Source organism: Deinococcus sp., from assembly GCF_025362455.1.
Classification (GTDB): domain Bacteria; phylum Deinococcota; class Deinococci; order Deinococcales; family Deinococcaceae; genus Deinococcus.
On sequence record NZ_JANYGJ010000133.1, the window covers coordinates 1 to 20207 of the forward strand.

The following is a 20207-nucleotide window of genomic DNA, read 5'->3' on the forward strand; positions in this document are numbered from 1 at the left end:
GGCCGCCACCAACAGGCCCGACGTGCTCGACGCCGCGTTGCTGCGGCCCGGACGCTTTGACCGTCAGGTCGTCGTGGACGCCCCGGATGTCAAGGGCCGCGAGACGATTTTGAAGATTCATGCCAGAAAAAAACCACTGGAGGCCAACGTGGACCTCAATGCGGTGGCCCGCCGCACGCCCGGCATGGTGGGCGCCGACCTGGAGAACCTGCTGAACGAGGCAGCGCTGGGCGCGGCCCGCGAGCAGCGTAGCCGGATCACCAACCGCGACATCGACGAGGCGCGTGACCGGGTGCTGATGGGACCGGAGCGGCGCAGCATGGTCATCGGCGAGAAGGATAGGCGCATCACGGCCTACCACGAGGTCGGGCACGCGCTGGCGGCGCAACTGCTGCCGCACGCTGACCGCGTTCACAAGCTGACCGTGGTGCCGCGTGGGCGAGCGCTGGGCGCGGCCATGTACACCCCCGAAGACCGGATGCACCACACCGAGGCGGCATTGCTCGACCGCATCGCCGTGGCGCTTTCCGGGCACGCCGCCGAGGACGTGGCGCTGGGCACCGTCACCACCGGGGCGCAAAACGACTTCCAGCAGGCCACCAACATCGCCCGCAAGATGGTTACCGAATGGGGCATGAGCCGCCTGGGCAACATCGCGCTCCAGCAGGACAACGGCTACCTGGGACTCCCCGGCGAGCGCGGCCTGTACAGCGAGGACACCGCCGAGCGCATCGACGACGAGATGCGCCGCATCATCGGCGAGCAGTACGAGCGCACCCACGCGCTGCTCGCCGAGCACGTCCACCAGATGCACCGCCTGGTCGACGCGCTGATTATTCACGAGACGCTCAGCGGCGAGCAGTTCGGCACCGTCCTGGCGGGCGGCACCCTGGAAGCGCCCGACCACGGCCCCGTCGAGGCCACCGAAAGCGCCCCGATGGGGACATTGAAACCTGGCGGCGTCTAGGAAAACCCCTCTGCAAGCAGGTCTGCGACTCACACAGGGGGCGAGGGGTCAACAGCGGCCTTCCAAACTTCCACATAAGGCCCCGCCAGTCCATCAGCGGGGCCTTCACCGTTCCCACTCCCCACTTCCCTCTTTTCCCGCGCACCGCGCACCGCACCCAAGCTTTTCCCACAAGCCACACGCCCGCCATGCTCTACCCTATCCTCCATGTTCACCTTCCCCGAAGCCGCCACGCTGCCGCCCAGACGGGTGGGTCAGGAAAGCCTGCTGCTGGGCAGATACGCCTCCCGGTTGCCCAACGCCTTCGTGCTGGACGCCGATTTCGAGGAAGGCTTCTACCGCCGTGCCAACCTGCCGGAGCAACTGCGGCGGCTGTTCGCGGGCGTCAACCCCAGGCGCATCGACGAAGACCTGCTCGAAGTGCTGTGTCACACCGCCTCCCGGCTGGTGCGCACCTCGGCGCTGATGGACGACAGCGTGCAGCTCTTTTTGCGGGCGCTGAACAATTCAGGCGTGCTGGGCGGGCAGCCCGGCAACACCCCGGACGCCGAATTTCACCTGCGCCGCCCGGACGAGCGCCGCAGCGAGCGCGGTCACGGACGGTTGCCGGGCAGCGAGGTGCTGTTTGCGCTCAAGCGGCTGTGGGCCAACGACTGGCTGTTTGACGCCCTGGTCGCTCGCCTGGACACTGCGGGCAGCATCGCCCTGGAGGCCCGCCCGGCGCTGATCTTCGCCGGGCCGCCCGGCACGCCCGACCCCGAACTGGCCGAGGCGCTGGGGGCCTTTGAAGCCTGGCAAAGCCCGCTGGGCCTGGTGGGGTTAGCCTGAACAGTGCTGGCCTGAACGATACTGGCCTGAACAACACCGTCCCTGGCAGTCTGATAGGGCCGCGCTCCTGGGCGCTGGGACTGATCGGCATGCTGCTGTTCTTGAACGTCTACGCGCCGCAGAGCCTGCTGCCGGTGCTGGCGCGGGAATTCGGGGTGTCCTCGGCGCAGGTGGGCACGGTGATCGGGAGCACGACGCTGGCCGTGGCACTGGCCTCGCCGCTCGCCGGGTTGATCGCCGACGCGCACGGGCGGCGCCGGGTCATTCTGGGCGCCTTTGCGCTGCTGACCTTGCCGGGCGTGCTGGCGGCCCAGGCCCAGACGCTGGGGGCGCTGAACCTGGCCCGCTTCGGCCAGGGCCTGCTGATTCCGCTGGTGATGGTCGCCGTCAGCGCGTATCTGGCCGAGGAGGCGCCGCCTGAGCGCTTTGCCCGGCTGCTGACCGCCTACGTCACCGGCACCATCGTCGGTGGCTGGGCCGGGCGGCTGCTCAGCGGCCTGGCCGAGCACGCGGGCAACTGGAAGGTGGCCTTCTGGCTGCTGGTGCTGAGCAATGCGCTGGCCCTGGGCGTCGCCGTCGTCGGCCTGCCCCGTGAGACTAAGTTCGTGCCGCAGCGCCAAATGCCGGAGGTGCTTCAAACCCTGCGCTCACACCTGCGCAACCCGGTGCTGCTGCTGACCTGCCTGAACGGCTTTCTGATTCTGTTCGTGCTGGTCTCGGTCTTCAACACGGTCACCTTGCGGCTGGCGGGCACGCCGTATGGGCTGGGCAGCGGCCCCATCGGCGCGGTGTTTACGGTGTACCTGCTGGGCGCGGTGATTACGCCGGTCGCGGCCCCGGCCCTGGCGCAACGGGGTCCGCGCTGGGCGCTGGGCACGGCGGTGCTCACCGGTCTGGTCGGTCTGGCCTTGACGCTGGCTCAGCCACTGCCGCTGCTGATCCTGGGGCTGGCGGCACTCGCCTGCGGGGTGTTTCTGGCCCAGGCTGCCTCGCTCAACGCCGTGCAGCAGAGCGTCCAAGCGGGGCGGAGTCTGGCCACCGGGCTGTACAACCTCGCCTATTACGGCGGCGCCTCGGTGGCGAGCGTCCTGGCAGGGGCAGCCTTTGATTATCAGGGCTGGAACGCGGTGGTGGCCCTGTGCGCGGCGGCGATGCTGGCGGCCCTGTGGGTCGGGCGGCGGGCCTGGCGGAGTTTGGCGACCTGAACTATTCGCCCGACTGTTTTATTCGCCAGATTGACGGGCATAGTTGCGCCGGATCAATCCCCCGGCGCGGCGCAGGCCCAGCCGCTCGTAGAACGGAACCACCTCGTCGTCACACATCACGTCCACCATGTAGAGGTGGTCCAGCTCGGCGAGCAGCAGGCGCATGATCTCGCTGCCAAGCCCGCGCCCCTGGTACTCCGGCAGCACCTCCAGCAGCGGGATGTAGGCGCTGAGCACCCCGTCGCTGATCGCCGTCGCAAAACCCACCACCCGCTCGCCGTCGTGAGCCAGCACAGCGCGGTAACTGGACCGGAGCAGCTTCAGCAGCGTCTCAGGCCGGGGCGGATCAGGCCAGCCGACGAAGAAGCCGGTCAGTTGCGAGGACATCAGGTGGTGCGGATCGGTGGAGTAGGCGATCATCGGTGGAGGCAGTCTAGCGGAGCGAGTTCTCTACACTGCTGGGGATGCTCGACCTCAAGCCCCATCTGCATGAACCGGACACCCTCGGCCTCCTCGCCCTCTCGGTCTACCCTGACCCGGCGCGGCTGGAGCGGGCGCGGCGGCAGTATCAGGAACGCGGGCACTGGCTGCTGGGACTGGAGGAGGGTGGGCATGTGGTCGGACTGATCGGCCTGGAGCTGACCGGGCCGGGTCGGGCGACCATCCAACACATCGGGGTGCGTCCAGACTGCCGCAACCAGGGCACCGGGCGCAAGCTGATCGATGGCGCGATCATTCAGCTTGGGCTGGACACCCTCCAGGCCGAGACGGACGCCGATGCTGCCCGGTTTTACGAACGCTGCGGCTTCGCGGTCACGTCGCTGGGCGAGGTGTACCCCGGTGTGGAGCGCTTCCGGGCCGTCAGAACCACCTGAACTTCGCTGACATCGACTTCCCACGCCTCATACGGACTCCGCTAAATTCCTTAACTTCCGAAAAGGCGCCGGAAGTTAATCCATACCGCAGAGTCCCTAGTTGCTCCTACTCCCGTTGGTCGGATTTCATCGTTTTTACAAAACGATTCAAGTCGGAGTCCGTATCAGACGATGCCCAGCCCGGCGCCCGGTTTGAAGCCGGGAAACACGGCGGCCAGGTTCGGGTGGTGGAACTGTTGGAGCACAATCTCGCTGAACACGGCGCGGTAATCGGTGGTCACGTCCAGATCGGTCCTCTCGAAAAGCTGCTCGGTGGCCAGGCCCGGCCAGCGGCCATACAGCTTGCCGCCCCTGACCTGCCCGCCCAGCACGAGCATGGCGCCGCCGTGACCGTGATCGGTGCCGCCGGAGGCGTTTTCATCCAGGCGCCGCCCGAATTCGCTGAGCACCACCACGGTCAGGCGCTGCTCGAATTTTTCAGGGGCGGCGGCCAGGTCCTGATAGAGCGCCCGCAGGCCGGTGCCCAGCTCGCCGAGCAGGCTCCAGAAGTGCTCGCCCTTCTTGTTGCCCTGATACTGGTGGGTGTCCCAGCCGCCGAAATCCAGCGCCGCCGCCCGCACGCCCAGGCCGCTGCGAATGGAACGCGCCAGGGTCTGGAGGCCGTCACCGAAGGAGCCTTCCGGATAGTTGGCGCCGCCGCCGGGCGCGTAGTCGCCCCGCGTGCGGCTGGAGATGGTCGCCAGCGTTTTCAGGGTGCCCCGGCCAGCGGCGGCCAGCGCGGTGTCGCCGGTCCAGAGCTTTTCCAGGCGGGTACTGAGGTACTTCAGCTCGTCGTCGTTGTCCGAAAAGCGCAGGTCCTGAAGGCGCTGGGCGGTCACGGCGTCCGGGCGCCCGCGCAGGTTCGAGGGTAGGCGGTCTTGCAGCGCCATCGCGGGGGTCAGCGCCATTGCTGGAGTCAAGAGGGCCGAGGTGCCGGGCAGGGTATCCAGAAAACGGGCCATCCAGCCGTTGGGATCGCCGCTCAGGCCGGGCATGCCGCCCCGGTCCAGCGTCTCCTGGGCCTCGAAATGGCTGCGGCCTCCGCCGGGCAGGCCGGTGGCTGGAATGACCGCCAGCACGCCCTGTCGGTACAGATCGTGCAGCGGCTCCAGCGCGGGGTGCAGGCCCAGCGGGGTCTGGCCCAGCAGACCGAGTTCGAGCGCGGCGCCCTCGCCCCTCAGCGGCACTCGCAGTTCGGTCCGGGCCGCCTCGTAGAGTGCCCGGTCCGGGCCACCCAGCGGCGGCAGCACGCTCAGGGCGTCCCAGCCGCCGCGCAGAAAAATAGTGAGCAGTACGTTCTGGCTGCTATCGGGCGTATCTGCCAGCGCCAGACCGGTCAGCCGCCCGCCCGACATGGCCGCGATGGCCGCCGAGCAGCCCATCAGAAAGGTGCGTCTGTTCATCTGGATACCGTCATCTCAAACCTCATCGGCAGCCTCACTTGCGGAAGAATTCCGGGGCCATCAGCGCGAAGCTGACGGCGCCTTGCAATCGGCCTTCGAGCTGCCCGGCGTCGCTGATCTCGGCGTCCGGGTCACCGCCTTCACTCAGCACCTCGATCATCACACCTCTCAGGGCGGCGGGCTTGTAGCCGTAGAGCCGCATCAGCCAGAAGTCGGCGAGGTCGGTCGGCCTCTTGCGGCCCCCGCTCTCCTTCACCACGCTGCTTCTCCAGCGTTCGTTGTCGCTGCGGGCGAAGCTGTTCATGGTCTGCCAGGCGCGGAGCATGGTGGTGCTGCTGCGCCAGGCGGCGCCCACATCCGGGTAGCCGTTGGGGGCGGGCCAGCCGTGCGGCTCCTGGCCCATCCAGGCGACGTGGCCGGTGGTGTCGAAGCTGGGCTTGAGGTCGGTGTTCAGGGCGCGGGCGGCGCTGACGAACAGCTCCAGCGGGCGCTTTTGCTTGCCGCCCCAGGTGGAGGCGAACTCGCCTGAGAGCACGATCACCCGCACCGTCTGGGCGATCTGGTCGGGGGCCTGGCGGGCACCGTGAAAGGTGCTGGCGGCGGCGTCCACCAGGGCCTGCGGCGGGTTGTCGCCGACCAGGCGGCGCACCAGTTTACGGGCCATGTAGCGGGCGGTGCCGGGGTGGTCGGCCAGGGCACGCAGCACGTCCAGGCCGTCTTGTCTGGGGGCCTGATCGGGCGGCAGGTCGCGGCCCAGCACCAGCTTGCGAAAGCGGTCATGCCAGGGCGTGTACATCAGAAAAGTGCCGTCCTTGCCCACGCCCTGCTGCCACTGTTCATTATTCAGGTTGTCGTTCATGCGCCAGCCGGTAAAGGCGCGGGTGGCCTCGTAGACGTCCTCGTCGACGTAACCGACAGGCTGGCCCTGGCCGAAGCCGGGCACGTCTTTTTGCCGCGTCACGCCCAGGTAGTTCTCGGCGCCCAGGGTGTGCAGCTCGAACAGCTCGCGGGCGTAGTTCTCGTTGGGGCCGCCCCGGCTGCTCGACGCGTTGTCGAGGTACTTGAGCATCACCGGATGGCTCGCCACCTTCACCAGCAGCGCGTGGAAGTTGCCCAGCGCCCCGGCCCGCAAGATGCGGTCATAATCGCCGAACAGCGGCGGAATCTGCTCGTCGCGGCCCGGATCGACGTTGAAATGGTCGTGCCAGAACTCGGTCAGGCGCTCCAGAAGCTGGCGCTCGCTGTAGGTCTTGCGCAGGATGCTGGCCAGCCGGGTCTCGTTGGTCGGCTGGTAGATGACCTCGTAATCCTTCTTGTCCTGCGGCATTCCGGCGTAGTGCTCCTGCCAGAGCTGTCCGTAGGGCTTGTTCAGGGTGCTCAGGCCGGACAGCTTCTCGTCGCAGGCGCTGTCGTCGATGGCCGCCGGACCGAGTTGCCGCTCCAGCCAGCTCCTGAGCTTGTCGCCCGGCGACTTGCCGCTCAGCGCCGCCCAGGCGCTCCAGTCGCCGCCGCGCGGCCCGTAGGCCAGCCGGGTGAGGGTGACCAGTGCCAGCGAGGGCGGCGCCAGCAGCCTGTCGGGCGCTCCGGAGGCGGGGCCGGGCACCTTGAGTCCGGGCAACGTGAGTCCGGGCAACGTGAGTCCGGGCGGGCCGCGCTGGGCCAGAATCAGCGGCGCCGAGGCCGTCAGCAGCGCCGCGCCGCCGAGCTTGAAGGCCGTGCGGCGGGTGATGTGGGCCGGGCTGATGTGGGCCGGGCTGGTGCGGGCCGGGCTGATGTGGGCCGCCACAGTCCTGAGCGGCGAGGGCAGGGCAAGCGAATCGGATGAGGACGAATCGGGTTTGGACTCAGGTGACTCCGGCACGGCACACCTCCACGGCATGCCCGCGCCCTCGACTGGCCGGGAGCATGAGAGCTGAGTCTACGGCGGGGCGCCGAGCTGACCATGTGTTCAGTCTGAGACGTTCTCATCATCGGCGGTCAGCCCAACAGTGTCCGCTCAACCGTGTCGGCCCAGAGGCTCAGACCGGGACGGTGAGTGGCCGATGTACCCCGCTTCAGAACGATGAGTTCACCGTCAGAATCCTGTCATTTTGATGGGTTTATATTTACTTACCCTTATGAAACAGCTCAAGCGAGCGCTCCAGTGGCCCCGGCAGCTTTCTCTGGCCACCGAGGACCTTCCCGACCCCAACGTGCTGGCCGTGAGTGCGGGGCCGGACCGGTGTGGCTACTACATCTACGCCACCAATATCGACGCTGGCAACGCCCGGCGCGTCAACGTACCGGTGGTGTTCAGCCCGGACCTCGGCGACTTCACCCTGATCGGCGACGCCCTGCCCGTGCTGCCCGACTGGGCGCGGCCCGGCTTTACCTGGGCGCCGGAAGTCACCTGGACCGGGCAGGAATTCCGGCTATATTTCACCGCCCGGCTGCGCGGCACCGGGCGCCAGGTCATCGGCGTGGCGAGCAGCCCGCATCCCCAGGGGCCGTTCGTCGCCGAGACCACACCGCTGCTGACCATGCTGCCCCAGGGCGGCGCCATCGACGCCAGCACCCTGCGCACCGGGGATGGCCGCCTGTTTCTGTACTGGAAAAACGACGGCAACGCCGTGAAGCGCCCAACCTACCTGTGGGGCGCCGAGCTGAGCGCCGACGGCCTGCGCCTGATAACGGAGCCCGCCGCTGTGCTGGGCGCCAGCGAACTCTGGGAGCGGGCACTGGTCGAGGCGCCCCAGGTCATCGAGGACGCGGGGCGGTTTCACCTGCTGTACTCCTGCGCCGACTACGGCAACGAGACCTACGCGGTGGGCCACGCCAGCGGCCCCAGCCCACTCGGTCCTTTCGGTAAGGACAGTACGCCGCTGCTGACCTCCTACGACACGGTGGCTGGCCCCGGCCACAGCCACGCCTTTCGCAGCCACAGCGGCCAGTGGCACCTGGCCTACCACGCCTGGGACGCCGGACGCTGCGGCTACCCCACAGGACGCCGCCGCCTGCACCTCTCACCGCTGCACCTGGACGGCCAAGCGGCGCGGGTGATATTGCCGGAACTGAGCGCCCAGGCCAGCGACTGAGCAAGAGGCGAATGATCGCCGAAGAGGTGCGCCCGTCGGGTATGCCAGGCGGCTTTCGTAGGTCCAATGGTCAAATTCAGAGACCAGATCCAGAAAATTGTCATTCTGAGCACAGCGAACGATCTCGTAGCTTAAGCATTTGCCGTTAAAACGATGACACTCTGAGGTTTTGTAGAGCTGAAGTCGGTAGACCCTTCGCCCTGCTCAGGGTGACAACTTCTTCTGTACTGACCCCTCGCCCCTTGCGGGAGAGGGGCGCTGCGCAGCAGCGGGGAGAGGGGGCGACCGAAGGGCGTCCCCGCCTCACACACGCCATTCTCGTTCTCCTCCGCTCAGCGGTTGACGATGTGAATGGCCTGCTTATGCACGGCCTCGGCTGCTTCCAGCACGCTCTCGCCGAGGGTCGGGTGGGCGTGGATGGTCAGGGCGATGTCGCTGGCGGTGGCGGCCATCTCCAGGCCCAGGCTGGCCTCACCGAGCATGTCCGAGGCGTGCGGCCCCACGATATGCACGCCCAGCACCAGATCGGTGTCTGCCTCGGTGACCATCTTGACGAAGCCGTCGGTGGATTGCAGCGTCATGGCCCGGCCAGAGGCGGCGAAGGGAAACTGGCCGATTTTGATCTTGTAGCCCTTCTCCAGCGCCTCTTCCTCGGTCAGACCGACCCAGGCGAGTTCGGGCGAGGTGTAGACCACGCCGGGAATCGCCACCGGGTCCATCTCGGCGGGCAGTCCGGCGATGACCTCGGCGGCCACCAGGCCCTCTTTCATGGCTTTGTGGGCCAGCATCGGGTTGCTCGCCACGTCGCCGATGGCGTAGATGTGAGCCACGTTGGTCTGCATTCTGGTGTTGACGGTGATGAACCCGCGCTCGACGTTTACGCCCACCGCTTCGAGGTTCAGCCCCGCGCTGCGCGGACGGCGCCCCACGGCGACCAGCACCCGGTCGTAGACCTCGGTGCGCTTCTCGCCGGTCTGCACGTCCTCGATCTCCACGTGCAGGCCGTCGGCCTTCTTCTCGGCCCGGTTGGCTTTGGTGCCGGTCTGCACGACGATGCCCTGCTTTTCCATGATCTTGCGGTAGGTCGCCACCGCGCCCCGGTCCGCGCCGGGAATGACGTTCGGGAGAAACTCGATGATCTTGACGCTGGCTCCTAAGTTATTGTAGATGTTGGCAAACTCGAAGCTGATGACGCCGCCGCCGACGCACAGCATCCGAGCGGGCAGCGGATCGGGAATGACCAGCGCACCCGTGCTGTCGACGATGCTGCTCTGGTCGACCTCCAGCCCCGGCAGGCGGGCGGGCTCCGAGCCGGTGGCGATGATGATGTTGGAGGCGGTGTAGGTCTTGTCGCCCACCTTGACGGTATGGGCGTCCACGAAGGCGGTGTCGCCGACCAGGTGCGTGACCTTGTTGGCCTTGAACAGCCCGCCCACGCCGCCGGTCAGCTTGCTGACGATGCCGTCTTTCCACTTGTTGAGCTTGGCGATGTCGAGCTGCGTGCCGGAAAAGGTCAGGCCGAAATCCGAGGCGTGTTTGCTGGCGGCCAGCTCGTCGCCCGCGTGCAGCAGCGCCTTGGTGGGAATGCAGCCGACGTTGAGGCAGACCCCGCCGAGGTATTCGCGCTCGGTGCAGGCCACCTTGAGGCCCAGTTGCCCGGCCCGGATCGCCGCGTGGTAGCCGCCCGGTCCGGCGCCGATAATCAGTACGTCGAAGTCCATCGCATTGGTCATGAACGCAGTCTAGCGCGGGCGTAGAAGCCGTTCAGTAAGCTGCTGGCGCTTGATGGGCACAGTCAGGCCAGCGGCATTCACCACTTCTGGATGTGAATTCTGGCGATGTGGCAGCAGCCCGGCAGCAGCCTGGCAAATGCAGGTGAGGAAGCTGACCGGGTTGACGTTTGTGCTGAACGAAGCAGATAAAGTTAGCAGCCTCTCTTCAGCAGCCTGTGGTCCGCGAGCCGGTTCAACATGAAGGCGGCCTCAACGCCGGTCTCCGTCAGTAGTCTGTCAGTATTGCCCGCTTACAGTAAATGAAGCGGTAGACCTTACTGGTTCCTTCTTTCGTCACTGACTTTGGTCCTCACTGATTTTGGTCCTCACTGACTTCGGCGTTCCTGACCCTGACCGGCCCGCCCCCGATCAACCCTAATCGACCCTGCCTCTGCTCAACCCTGCCTCTGCTCAACCCTGCTCAATAAGGAGACCCGTGCTCTACGACATCCACGACACCGACGATGGGGCCGACCTGCTGCTCAGTAGCGTGAGCGCCGCTGTGGCGCCGCCCGGCCCGCGCCCGCTGGCCACGCCGCTCGCCTGGCTGGGCGACGCCGACCTCTCCGGGGCGGTGGTGCCCGGCGCCCTGCCCGGCGACATGCCCAGCGAAATGCCCAGCGAAATGCAACGCTCAGGCGCCTACGAATTTCGCTTCCGCAACGGCTACGGCGCCCTTGTCACCGTGCGCGGCGCCGAGTTCTCGGTGAGCCTCAAGGGTGACTGGCTGCCCGGCCAGGACCGCGAGGAAGTCTTCGGCATGGGCCGGGATGAGGTCACCACCTTCTTGCGCAGCGTCGAGGCCCTGCCCGCGCCAGACCTGAGCGACCTGGGTGAATTCTGAGAAACTGAATTGCTAATGACACCAGATCGTGAGCGAGCACAGCGCGTCTTAGAGCAGTACTCCGAATTACGCCACGGGGAAAACAGCCTCCCCGCGCCTCCATTCTGCGTCTTGCTCAGTCAAAACTACTCGCTCCGCTCGGTCATAAAAAGGGTCTTTTTATGACATCTGCTCTAATGTCAAGACGCGCCGTTTGATGTCTTCACCATCAAAGTCCGCAACCCGCTTCCACAGCAACCCAATTCATATTCTAAACAGGCTGTGGAGCGCACGCTGAAGGCATGAGTGCGCCCGCCTCCGAACAGCAGCAGTCCACGGCGTCGGCTTCCGAACTCCTCGCGGTCCCTGCCCAGGACCAGACTGCCGGACAGACCCGCTCAGCGTCGCCCACTCGCCGCCTGGTCGCCCTGGACGCCTGGCGCGGCCTGACCATCGTGCTGATGCTGCTGGTCAACAACGTCGCGCTGGGCGAGTTCACGCCCGCCGAGCTGGTGCATGCGCCCTGGGGCGGCGGGCTGACCCTCACCGATCTGGTGTTTCCCTGGTTTCTGTTCTGCGCCGGGGCCGCGCTGCCCTTCTCGCTGGGCAAGGTAGTAGGGGGCAAGGTGGTAGGGGGCAGTGGGTCAGTAGGCAGTGTGTCAGTAGGCAGTGCGCCGCCGAGCTGGTGGCCCAACTGGAGCACGGTGCGCAAGCTGGTGGCCCGCGCCGCTGCCCTGTATCTGGTGGGCGCTCTGCTGACCAGTGTGGCCAACCAGGCGCCCAGCCTGGGCCTGGGCGTGCTGCAACTCATCGCGCTGGCCTCGCTGGGCGCCGGACTGCTGGCCCGCTGGCCGCTGGCCTGGCGCTGGCGCCTGGGCGCAGCGCTGGGCCTGCTGGCGGCCTATCAGGTGTTCTTGCTGAGTGCCCCGTTTACCGAAACCGACAACGCCGTGACGCGCCTGAATACCCTGCTGCTGAGCGATCTGGGATTGCGCGGGCTGAGTTCGGTGCTGCCTGTCACGGCGCTGGCCCTGCTCGGCAGCGTGGCGGCTGAGTTCCTGAAAGTGGAGTTTTCGAAGGCGCACTCTGCGAAAGCCCAAGCGTCGGAAACCCAGTCGCCGAAAACCCAGTCGCCGGAGGTGCAGTCGCCGAACATTCGACTGCTGGAAGCGCCGCCGGAGGATGCACAGCGGGCTGACAGGGTTGCGCCGATCAGTGAACAGTCGACCACCGACCGGGCCGCTGCACACCGAGTCACCGTAGACCGGGCCTTGCCGCTGCTGCTGGGCCTGGGCGCCGCGCTGAGCCTGGGCGGCTGGCTGCTCTCCGGGGTCATGGGCTACAACAAGACCGTCTGGACGCCTGCCTACGTGCTGTATTCGGCGGGGCTGGGCACGCTGGGGCTGCTGGCCTTCTACCTGATCGCCGACGCCCGTGGAGGCCGCCGGAGCGCCCTGCTGGGGCCGCTGGCCATCGCCGGGCGCAACTCGCTGTTCGCCTACACCGCGCCGATTTTGCTCAAATCGTGGGTGCTGACCGTCTGGAAGGTGAACTGGACGGGTGAGCCGCTGAGTATTCTGGATTCGCTGCTGAGCCTCTTACGGCGCGGCCTGGGTGTTCAGGTGGGCGGCTGGCTCTACAGCCTGGGCTACGTCGCCGCCGTCTGGCTGGTGCTGTGGCTGCTGGCGCGGCGCGGCTGGACCTGGAAGCTGTAGCTCAGGATGTCCTGGCGGGCGTGGACTCGCAAAGCGCCGAAGGAGAGGGATGGAGCGCTGTGTGCGGGCAGGCGGCGAGGCGAGGCAAAGTAAGTGCCGCTCTCGCCAGGACGCCCGATAGGTGCAGACGCCCAATAGGTGCAGACGCCCGATAGGTGCCGCTGTGCACAAGAAGTGGAAGCCAGGGAGGTGAGCAAGGACAGACGTTCTTCCTCACTCGCGTCTTGGCCTGAACAGCGCCGCTGGCGACGCTAGGCCGCTTCTTGGGCACAACGGACGGTCGTCGTAAACGGACTGTCCTCGTGAACGAACGCCCATGAGGATGCCACTCCTCCGCCTGGGCACGCCTGCCCGCGTCTTGGCCTGAACAGCGCCGCTGGCGACGCTAGGCCGCTTCTTGGGCAGAACGGACGCGCCTGGGCACGCCTGCCCGCTCCGCTCGGTAAAGCTTGACGAGGAGATACTCAGGTAGCTGGCGGGTGATGACTGCGGCGTCAAGGGCGACCAACGGGAGAAGCCAAGGGTGGCTGGGGGCGCAGGTGGAAGCGGTAGCCAAACAGTCGCTGGGACGTGCTGAAACGAACTCCACGTGACCAGGGTTTCATGCCCGGCTGATGGCTCAGCGTTATGTTTACCACCAGGCTCACCACCGAGCTCGGCGCAGCCTTCCTATCCGCGCCGACCTATCCGCGCCGACCTACTCTACGCAGACGGCGGCTGAACGGGCCTCCAGCACAATTACAGCAGCACAGTTACAGCAGCACAGTCACAGTTCCTGCCACCTTCACTCCAAGTGTGCCCACCAGTCTAAAGAAGGTTCCCATGCGCACGTTCCGGTTCCGTCCCTTGCTTCTATCCGCCCTGTTGCTGGGCAGCGTTCAGGCTGGGCCGACCACCTCCAGCCTGCCACCTGCCGCTCCCGACGCCCGCTACGCCTACGGCAGCGCCGAATTCAGTGCCCTGGCGAAGACGTCATACGACCTCAACGCGCTCAGCAGCCCCGATTTCGGCGCCTGGATGGAGAGCAGATACGCCGCCGCCGGGCTCCCGCTGGAAGGCGCCAAGACTTTAGCCGCCGGTCTGGACGCCCGCAAGGCTGCGCTGGAGCAGGCCAGCGGCGCCCAGCGTGACGCGCTCGCCCAGGACACGGCGCAGTGGACGCACACGTTCATTAAAAAAATTCTGCCGAAATTCAGCCTGGAACGCGGCTACGAGTTCGCCGCCGCCGTGCAGGGCGGGCAGCGCCAGTGCCTGCTTCAGAGTGTGCTGATCGCCGCCATGCTCCAGCGCAGCGGGCTCAGCGCGGGCGCCGTGATGGTCTGGCAAAACCAGGATGGCCGGGAAAGCAACCTGGGCCACGTGGTCGCGCTGCTGACGCTGCCGTCGGGCAAGGCCGCCCTGCTCGACGACGCCAGCGACCCGAAACCGTTCATGACCCACCAGGGCCTGCTGATTCGGGACGGCGCCGCATCTGGACCAGGCGCCTACCGCTTCGTGCATCCGGTTTACAGCGGCGTTCGGATCAGCGCCTTTACCCGCGCCGACAACCAGGCGTCGGTGGCGCTGAGTGCGGCCCGGCCCCTGGACCTGGCGTACCTGAAATCACAGTTCGACTACTACCGGGGCGAAAGGGCTCCCGGCGGCTTCATGGGCGCGGGCGGCACCGGCAACGGCAAGAGCGACGCGGCGGGCCTCAAGCAGAGTGCGAGCTTTTTGCAAAGCGCCCTGCAAAACAATGACCGCAACGCCCTGGCGACCTACGTGCTGGGCCTGGTGGAGCGCAAACAAGGCCAGACCGAGCGGGCCAAAGCGCACATCGAGGCGGGCGCGGCGCTGTACCAGGCCCAGGGCCACCTGCCCGCCGGACCAGCGGACGCACTCAAGTGGGCGCAGGCGAACTGAGACTGCTGCACGGGCGGCCCCGGCGCTCCTCTGTGACCATTGATCCTCCGTGGTCCATCACGCCTCTACCGGAACTTTTTCGCTCCGGTTGGCCCTACCATGAGGTCGCATGCCGAACATTCTTTCCCTGACTTTCCTCAGCGCGGCGCTGACGACACTGAGCCTGCTCAGCCCGTCGCAGGCCACTGCGTACATTTCAGCAGCCCAGATTCCAGTAGCCCAGATTCCAGCAACGCAGATTCCAGCAGTTCCGGCCCGCACGCTGGCGCTGCCCGGCCAGGTGCAGCCGGTGGCGCCCGGCACCCGGCGCGCCGCAGCCATTCCCGAACTTACGCTGAGCCCGCCCATGCCTCAAGTTCAGCGCGTCAGGTACCTCAGCAACGGCCATATCGAGGTGGCGAGCGCGGTGCTGCTGCTGCGCGGCGATGAGGTGGCCCAGGCCCGCACGCTGGCGGCCACGGCGGCGGCGCGTGCCCTGGCGGCCCGGCCCGGCCTGAGCGAAGTGGATGTCAGCGTCTACAACAAAGTCGGCTACGGGGGTTTCGGTGGCCCACTGCCGATCCTGACCCTGAGTGTGCCGCGCTCCCGCCTGGCCGACGTGGCCCGCTGGGCGGCGGGCGGCGCCTACGAGCGGGCCTGGGAGGCGGCGCTCAGTCCACCGCCCGGCAACCTCATGCCCGGCAACCCCACGCCCAGCAGTCTCCAGAGCGAGACGATTGCCGATAAGGTGCGCGAGAAGACCACCAACTTTTTTGGCAATGTTACCCAGAAGGTGCAGGACGCGGGCAACCGCAACGCCAGCCGGGCCAGGGGCGGTATCCACAACGGCCTGCTCTACGGCGGCGACCCTGGCAAACCGGTGGCCGCTTTGACCTTCGACGACGCCCCGCACCCGATGTACGAGCCGCTGCTGCTCGATTTGTTGCGCCGGGGCCAGGTCAAGGCCACCTTCTTCGTGATCGGACGCAACGCCCGCGCCTACCCCTACTTCGTGCGCGACATGGTGCAGCAGGGTCATGAGGTCGGCAACCACACCTACCACCACGTCCGGCTGCCGCCGCTGCCGATCAGCAGCGCCGAAACCGAACTGCGCCTGACCAGCGCCACGTTGCAGGGCATCACCGGGCAGCCGGTGCGCTACTTTCGCCCGCCCGGCGGCGACTACACCCCGGCGACCCTGAACGCCGCCCGCAGCCAGGACCTGAGCACCGTCTTCTGGACCGACGACCCCGCCGACTTTCAAAACCCCGGCGACGAGGTGCTCGAAACCCGCTTCGAGCGGCGCCTGCGCCCCGGCGGCATCATCTTGCTCCACGACAATGCCCAGGAAACCATCAACGTCTTCGGCGATTTTCTGGACTTCGCCCGCAGGCGCGGCGTCACGCTGGGCACCGTCAGCGATCTGCTGGCGGGCAAACGCGCCGCCGCGCCGTCTGCGCTGGGCGACCACAGGCCGAGGCGTTGACAAGCCTGGGTGGGGCCACTAAGCTACGTACTGCTTCCTCGCTGGGGTGGCGGAATTGGTAGACGCGCACGTTTGAGGTACGTGTAGGGTAACCTGTGTGGGTTCAAGTCCCATCCTCAGCACCAGAGCAGTGCCAATGTCAGTTCTGTACAAGTACAGTTGTTTGAGTACGGTTGTTCAAACAGTTCGCCCACCGGGGTTCCTCGCCTGGTGGGCGTTGGCTTGGAGGCAATTTACGGGCTGAACACAGCCCCGTCTGCACCGCGCTTTGATCTGTTAGCCTGAGCCGGTGCGCTTCCTGCTTGCGGCTCTGCTTTTCTCCCTCCTGACCCCCGGCCTGAGTGCGCAGGTGCAGCTCCGTCCCCTCCTGAGCCCGGAGGTGGCGGCCATCACCGCCCAGCCGCCCAGGGGCGGACACCTGGGGCTGCTGGTGCGCGACCTGAGCACCGGGCAGGTGGTCGAAGCCCTGCGCCCCGACGAACTGTTTACCCCGGCCTCGACCACCAAGCTGCTGAGCATGGCGGCCTGGCTGGGACTGCGTGATTCTGGCGCTGCGGGCACGGGTCGTCCGGCGGGCTGGCTGAGCACCGAGGTCACGGCCCCGGCGAGCGAGGTGAGCAGCAAGGCCGCCAGTCTGAGCGTCATTACCCTGCGCGGCAGCGGCGATCCCAGCCTGAGCATCACCGGCCCGAATTCGCTGGCGGCGCTGGCCCGGCAACTGGCGGCTCGCGGCGTCAAATCGGTGGCCGAGGTGCGGCTTGCGGCGTCCATCGACAGCGCCACCTGGCCTGCCCTGCCGCTGGGCACCCCGGTCGTGTCCGTCCGGCTTCAGGAGTACCCCGGCTGGTCGCTGAGCCCGGTCCGTTATCAGGCCCAGGTATTGCAGGCGTTCGGGCGCCAGTTGCGGGCGGCGGGCATCCGGGTCGGCGCCTCTGAGGGCCACTTCGGGCGGCTGAGTGCCCAGGCCGCCGGGTCAGCGCTCACTAGTGTTCCAGCTCCCAACCCGAAGTCGCAGAGCGCTGGTGCCAGTCAGACGCCACCGACCGGTGCGCTGCCAGATACCAGCCCAAATGCTGGCCCAGACGCTAGCCCAGACACCAGTATCGCCACCGTGCGCAGTGCGCCGATCAGCACCCTGCTGACCCAGACGCTCAAGCCCAGCGATAACGTCTGGGCCGAGCAACTGGCCGCCGGGCTGGGGGCCGGTGGGCGCCGCCCGGCCAGCCACGCCAGCATGATCGCGGGCCTGCGCCGCTTTCTCGCCGAGTCGGGCGTGGGCAGCGCGGCGCTCAAGCTCCACGACGCCTCCGGGCTCTCGCCGGACAACCGCCTGAGCCCCCGCGCCCTGGTCGCGCTGCTGCGCCGCATGTACGACCTGCCGACCCTCGCCGCCGCCGACCTGGCCGCCAGACCAGCGATTCAACCCGCGCAGGCATTCGCCGACCACAAAAACCTGTTCATCGAGGCGCTGGCGCAGGGCGGCACCGGGCAGGCCACCGCCGAGGCCCGCTTCAACGGCGGCACCCTGGCCGGGCGCTTCATCGGCAGCGGCCTGGACGTGCGGGCCAAGACCGGCACCCTGCCCGGCGTATCGTGTCTGGCAGGCTACGTGCGCGGCGCCTCCGGGCACACCCTGGCCTTCGCGGTGATGCTCGATCAGGCGCCCGGCGGCGCGGTGCGGCTGCGCAACTACATCGACCAGCTCGTGCGGGTGGTGGCGGCGCGGCACTGAACAGTCGGGTTTAATGTGCTTCAGCATACAAAGCACCCCCAATCTCCCCCCAGTACGCTCCTTTCGCCGCCCCGGCGTTTTCTGACATGATGGAGGCGATGAGTGAAGACCTTCTGCTGAGCGACCTGCGCCGGGCGGCCAGTTGGCCCAAAGCTGTGCTGCGCATCGCTAACGACAGCGGTGAGCACCTGTTTGCCGGATACAAGCAGCTCGGCCCCTACGGCCTACCGCACCAGCCCCGCGTCCACCTGTCCATCGCGCCGGGCGGCGTGCGGGTCATGTGGCAAAAAGGCAACGGCATGGACCTGTTCATGCACCTGATGGACTGGGCCACCGAGCAGTCCTACCGCCTGCGCCTGGACTACGAGCGCACCGTCGACGAGTCCGGCAGCGAGCCGCAGGTGACCCTGACCGTGCTGACGGTGGAGCCGGTGGCGGTGGCCCGCGCCCGCGATCCGCTGAGCGCCCTGCTGCGTGCCCTGGTGCTGGCCGACGACAAACGTAGCGGCCAGGGCGAGAGCGAAGGCGAAGTCGCCCAGAGCTACGGCGTCTGGAGCGGCTTCAAGCTGGAGTAGCAGGGAATAGCTATATGCTGGTGCTCATTCTCGATACCTGTCAACCCGCTACACGTATTAGAGATACACTACAGCGTGTACCTCATGTATGTGGACGAAAGCGGGGATGTGGGCCTGGTAGGATCGCCAACTAGATACTTCATTCTGACCGGAATGGTAATTCACGAATCTTATTGGATGGATGCGTTTGATCAACTTGTAGCATTTAGACAGCGTATGAAAACATTATATGGATTAAAAATGAAAGACGAAATTCATGCCAGTGCTTTGATCAATAAACCCGGCGACTTAGTAAGAATTAAAAGGAACGACAGATTATCAATCATCAGAAATTTTGCAGACGATATTAGTAAAATTCCGGGTGTGAGCATAATCAATATTGTGGTAGACAAGAATACAAAGACTAGTTCCTATGATGTTTTCGAAACTGCTTGGAAGACGCTCATACAAAGATTAGAAAACACTATAAACCACAAAAATTTCCCACATCCAGAACCTGACAAGTCTCTCAGGACCGACAATGAGTGTGGTATGGTTATACCCGATAATACCGACGACAAAAAACTTAGGGCTTTGCTAAGAAAAATGCGGCGATACAATATGGTTCCCAGCATAATGGGCGGTTCTGCCAGGAGCTTACCGCTCAAATTCATAGTCGAAGATCCCTTTTTCAAAGACTCCGCCAGCTCTTACTTCATACAAGCATGCGACACGGCAGCATTTCTCTTGTACCAAAATCTTCAACCCAATAAATATATGATAAAATCTGGTGGCCAAAACTATTTCAGTAGACTAAGCCCAGTTTTATGCACTGTGGCGTCCCCACGATCTGGGGGCATAGTTCTGCTATAAGGGGAAACCGAGGCTCGCGCCCCGGCCTCCGGATGAATCCTACTAACCCGAACGAGCGGGCTTCAGATTCTTCACACAGTATAGCAGAAGAAATGTGTCTTGGCCACTAGACGCATGAAGGACGGGTTCCACTCCACACATGCTCGTCTATCTTGTTTCACCAGCAACAGAATCTGATTAACTCTCTACGATAAAAGGCGCCCCAACCTTCGCAGGCGGGGCGCTTTCACAACATCAAAACCTACTTCTGGGCCAGCACCGTCAGCTTGAGGGGCACGCCGACTTCGGGGTGGGCGCGGTAGCTGATCTCGTACTCGCCGATGTCTTTGAGGGACTTGGGCATGTCGAGCTTGCGGCGGTCCACCTCGAAGCCCAGGGCGGCCAGGGCCGTCGCCACGTTGGCGTGGGTGATCGCGCCGTAGATCTTGCCCTCGCCCGCCTTGACGGTCAGGGTGACGTTGAGATCCTTCATGCGCTCGCCGAGGGCCTCGGCGGCCTTCTTCTCCTGGGCCAGCACTTTCTGACGCGACTTGATACGCGCTTCCAGGCTTTTCAGGTTGCCCTTGTTGGCGGGCAGGGCCAGGCCCTGGGGAATCAGGAAGTTGCGGGCGTAACCGGCTTTGACGCCAATCACTTCGCCGACCTGGCCGAGTTTGCCTGGTTCGAGCAAGATAATGTCCATGTTGGCCATGATCGTTATTTCCTGACCAGTTTCTCGGTGTAGGGCAGCAGTGCGAGCTGACGCGCCAGTTTAATGGTCTGGGCGATGCGGCGCTGGTGCTTGGCCGAGAGGCCGGTGCGGCGGCGGGGGAGGATCTTGCCGGTGTCGGAGACGAAACGGCGAAGCATCTTCACGTCTTTGTAATCGGTGATTTCCAGCTCGCCGATGGCGAACGGATCGACCTTGGGCTTGCGGGGCCGCTTGGGTCCCTTGCCACGCGGTTTGCGGTCACGGTCAGTCTGGGTCATGGGTGTTCCTT

17 protein-coding genes, 1 tRNA gene and 1 pseudogene are annotated in these 20207 nt (G+C 65.9%); 13 read left to right on the forward strand and 6 right to left on the reverse strand.

What is annotated here, in order from left to right; translation table 11 throughout:
* From Q0R23_RS10140 to Q0R23_RS10150, 3 genes and pseudogenes are all read left to right on the forward strand, one after another.
* Positions 1 to 967: pseudogene (locus Q0R23_RS10140) on the forward strand (cell division protein FtsH); the annotation flags it as partial.
* A 207-nt stretch (positions 968 to 1174) separates the two neighbouring features.
* On the forward strand, positions 1175 to 1795 hold the full coding sequence (locus Q0R23_RS10145) for a hypothetical protein (protein ID WP_293912682.1): 621 nt from the start codon (positions 1175 to 1177) through the stop codon (positions 1793 to 1795).
* A 74-nt stretch (positions 1796 to 1869) separates the two neighbouring features.
* Positions 1870 to 3000, forward strand: coding sequence for an MFS transporter (locus tag Q0R23_RS10150; protein ID WP_366520419.1), 1131 nt, complete (start codon positions 1870 to 1872; stop codon positions 2998 to 3000).
* 18 nt (positions 3001 to 3018) lie between these two features.
* Here Q0R23_RS10150 and Q0R23_RS10155 read toward each other — a convergent pair whose 3' ends face one another.
* On the reverse strand, positions 3019 to 3420 hold the full coding sequence (locus Q0R23_RS10155) for a GNAT family N-acetyltransferase (RefSeq protein WP_293912683.1): 402 nt from the start codon (positions 3418 to 3420) through the stop codon (positions 3019 to 3021).
* Between the two features lie 44 nt (positions 3421 to 3464).
* Here Q0R23_RS10155 and Q0R23_RS10160 point away from each other — a divergent pair, with 44 nt between their 5' ends.
* Positions 3465 to 3875 (forward strand): GNAT family N-acetyltransferase, encoded by a 411-nt coding sequence (locus Q0R23_RS10160; protein ID WP_293912685.1) that lies wholly within the window; start codon positions 3465 to 3467, stop codon positions 3873 to 3875.
* Positions 3876 to 4039: 164 nt separating this feature from the next.
* On the opposite strand, the gene Q0R23_RS10165 is transcribed toward Q0R23_RS10160, so the two are convergent.
* Positions 4040 to 5317, reverse strand: a complete 1278-nt coding sequence (locus Q0R23_RS10165; RefSeq protein WP_293912686.1) for a DUF1501 domain-containing protein — start codon at positions 5315 to 5317, stop codon at positions 4040 to 4042.
* 34 nt (positions 5318 to 5351) lie between these two features.
* The gene (locus Q0R23_RS10170; protein WP_293912688.1) at positions 5352 to 7178 is read right to left on the reverse strand and encodes a DUF1800 domain-containing protein; all 1827 of its coding nucleotides are present in this window, start codon (positions 7176 to 7178) and stop codon (positions 5352 to 5354) included.
* 256 nt (positions 7179 to 7434) lie between these two features.
* On the opposite strand from Q0R23_RS10170, the gene Q0R23_RS10175 reads away from it, so the two are divergent.
* Complete coding sequence (locus tag Q0R23_RS10175) at positions 7435 to 8391, forward strand: glycoside hydrolase family 43 protein (protein ID WP_293912689.1); 957 nt, start codon at positions 7435 to 7437, stop codon at positions 8389 to 8391.
* A 332-nt stretch (positions 8392 to 8723) separates the two neighbouring features.
* On the opposite strand, the gene lpdA is transcribed toward Q0R23_RS10175, so the two are convergent.
* Complete coding sequence (lpdA, locus tag Q0R23_RS10180; protein WP_293912690.1) at positions 8724 to 10124, reverse strand: dihydrolipoyl dehydrogenase; 1401 nt, start codon at positions 10122 to 10124, stop codon at positions 8724 to 8726.
* Between the two features lie 475 nt (positions 10125 to 10599).
* On the opposite strand from lpdA, the gene Q0R23_RS10185 reads away from it, so the two are divergent.
* From Q0R23_RS10185 to Q0R23_RS10220, 8 genes are all read left to right on the forward strand, one after another.
* A complete protein-coding gene (locus tag Q0R23_RS10185) occupies positions 10600 to 11007 on the forward strand; it encodes a hypothetical protein (RefSeq protein ID WP_293912691.1) in 408 nt (135 codons plus the stop codon).
* A 281-nt stretch (positions 11008 to 11288) separates the two neighbouring features.
* Complete coding sequence (locus Q0R23_RS10190; RefSeq protein ID WP_293912693.1) at positions 11289 to 12701, forward strand: heparan-alpha-glucosaminide N-acetyltransferase domain-containing protein; 1413 nt, start codon at positions 11289 to 11291, stop codon at positions 12699 to 12701.
* An 846-nt stretch (positions 12702 to 13547) separates the two neighbouring features.
* Positions 13548 to 14603, forward strand: coding sequence for a hypothetical protein (locus tag Q0R23_RS10195; protein WP_293912695.1), 1056 nt, complete (start codon positions 13548 to 13550; stop codon positions 14601 to 14603).
* Between the two features lie 109 nt (positions 14604 to 14712).
* On the forward strand, positions 14713 to 16068 hold the full coding sequence (locus tag Q0R23_RS10200; protein WP_293912696.1) for a polysaccharide deacetylase family protein: 1356 nt from the start codon (positions 14713 to 14715) through the stop codon (positions 16066 to 16068).
* Between the two features lie 40 nt (positions 16069 to 16108).
* Positions 16109 to 16193: transfer RNA gene (locus Q0R23_RS10205), tRNA-Leu, on the forward strand.
* A 164-nt stretch (positions 16194 to 16357) separates the two neighbouring features.
* The gene (locus Q0R23_RS10210; protein ID WP_293912697.1) at positions 16358 to 17800 is read left to right on the forward strand and encodes a D-alanyl-D-alanine carboxypeptidase; all 1443 of its coding nucleotides are present in this window, start codon (positions 16358 to 16360) and stop codon (positions 17798 to 17800) included.
* 98 nt (positions 17801 to 17898) lie between these two features.
* Entirely contained in the window at positions 17899 to 18375 is a 477-nt protein-coding gene (locus tag Q0R23_RS10215) for a hypothetical protein (RefSeq protein WP_293912699.1), read from the forward strand.
* An 84-nt stretch (positions 18376 to 18459) separates the two neighbouring features.
* A complete protein-coding gene (locus tag Q0R23_RS10220; protein ID WP_293912787.1) occupies positions 18460 to 19227 on the forward strand; it encodes a DUF3800 domain-containing protein in 768 nt (255 codons plus the stop codon).
* A gap of 241 nt (positions 19228 to 19468) precedes the next feature.
* Here Q0R23_RS10220 and rplI read toward each other — a convergent pair whose 3' ends face one another.
* Both rplI and rpsR read right to left on the reverse strand, forming a co-directional pair.
* Positions 19469 to 19909, reverse strand: a complete 441-nt coding sequence (gene rplI, locus Q0R23_RS10225; RefSeq protein ID WP_293912789.1) for a 50S ribosomal protein L9 — start codon at positions 19907 to 19909, stop codon at positions 19469 to 19471.
* A gap of 14 nt (positions 19910 to 19923) precedes the next feature.
* Entirely contained in the window at positions 19924 to 20196 is a 273-nt protein-coding gene (gene rpsR, locus Q0R23_RS10230; protein ID WP_293912702.1) for a 30S ribosomal protein S18, read from the reverse strand.
* Between the last annotated feature and the right edge of the window lie 11 nt (positions 20197 to 20207).

Coding starts and splice junctions, on each gene's coding strand:
- Q0R23_RS10165 (WP_293912686.1), bottom strand. CDS start 5,317: ATGAACAGACGCACCTTTCTGATGGGCTGCTCGGCGGCCATCGCGGCC.
- Q0R23_RS10175 (WP_293912689.1), top strand. CDS start 7,435: ATGAAACAGCTCAAGCGAGCGCTCCAGTGGCCCCGGCAGCTTTCTCTG.
- Q0R23_RS10220 (WP_293912787.1), top strand. CDS start 18,460: ATGTATGTGGACGAAAGCGGGGATGTGGGCCTGGTAGGATCGCCAACT.
- rplI (WP_293912789.1), bottom strand. CDS start 19,909: ATGGACATTATCTTGCTCGAACCAGGCAAACTCGGCCAGGTCGGCGAA.
- Q0R23_RS10190 (WP_293912693.1), top strand. CDS start 11,289: ATGAGTGCGCCCGCCTCCGAACAGCAGCAGTCCACGGCGTCGGCTTCC.
- Q0R23_RS10155 (WP_293912683.1), bottom strand. CDS start 3,420: ATGATCGCCTACTCCACCGATCCGCACCACCTGATGTCCTCGCAACTG.
- Q0R23_RS10215 (WP_293912699.1), top strand. CDS start 17,899: ATGAGTGAAGACCTTCTGCTGAGCGACCTGCGCCGGGCGGCCAGTTGG.
- lpdA (WP_293912690.1), bottom strand. CDS start 10,124: ATGACCAATGCGATGGACTTCGACGTACTGATTATCGGCGCCGGACCG.
- Q0R23_RS10145 (WP_293912682.1), top strand. CDS start 1,175: ATGTTCACCTTCCCCGAAGCCGCCACGCTGCCGCCCAGACGGGTGGGT.
- rpsR (WP_293912702.1), bottom strand. CDS start 20,196: ATGACCCAGACTGACCGTGACCGCAAACCGCGTGGCAAGGGACCCAAG.
- Q0R23_RS10160 (WP_293912685.1), top strand. CDS start 3,465: ATGCTCGACCTCAAGCCCCATCTGCATGAACCGGACACCCTCGGCCTC.
- Q0R23_RS10200 (WP_293912696.1), top strand. CDS start 14,713: ATGCCGAACATTCTTTCCCTGACTTTCCTCAGCGCGGCGCTGACGACA.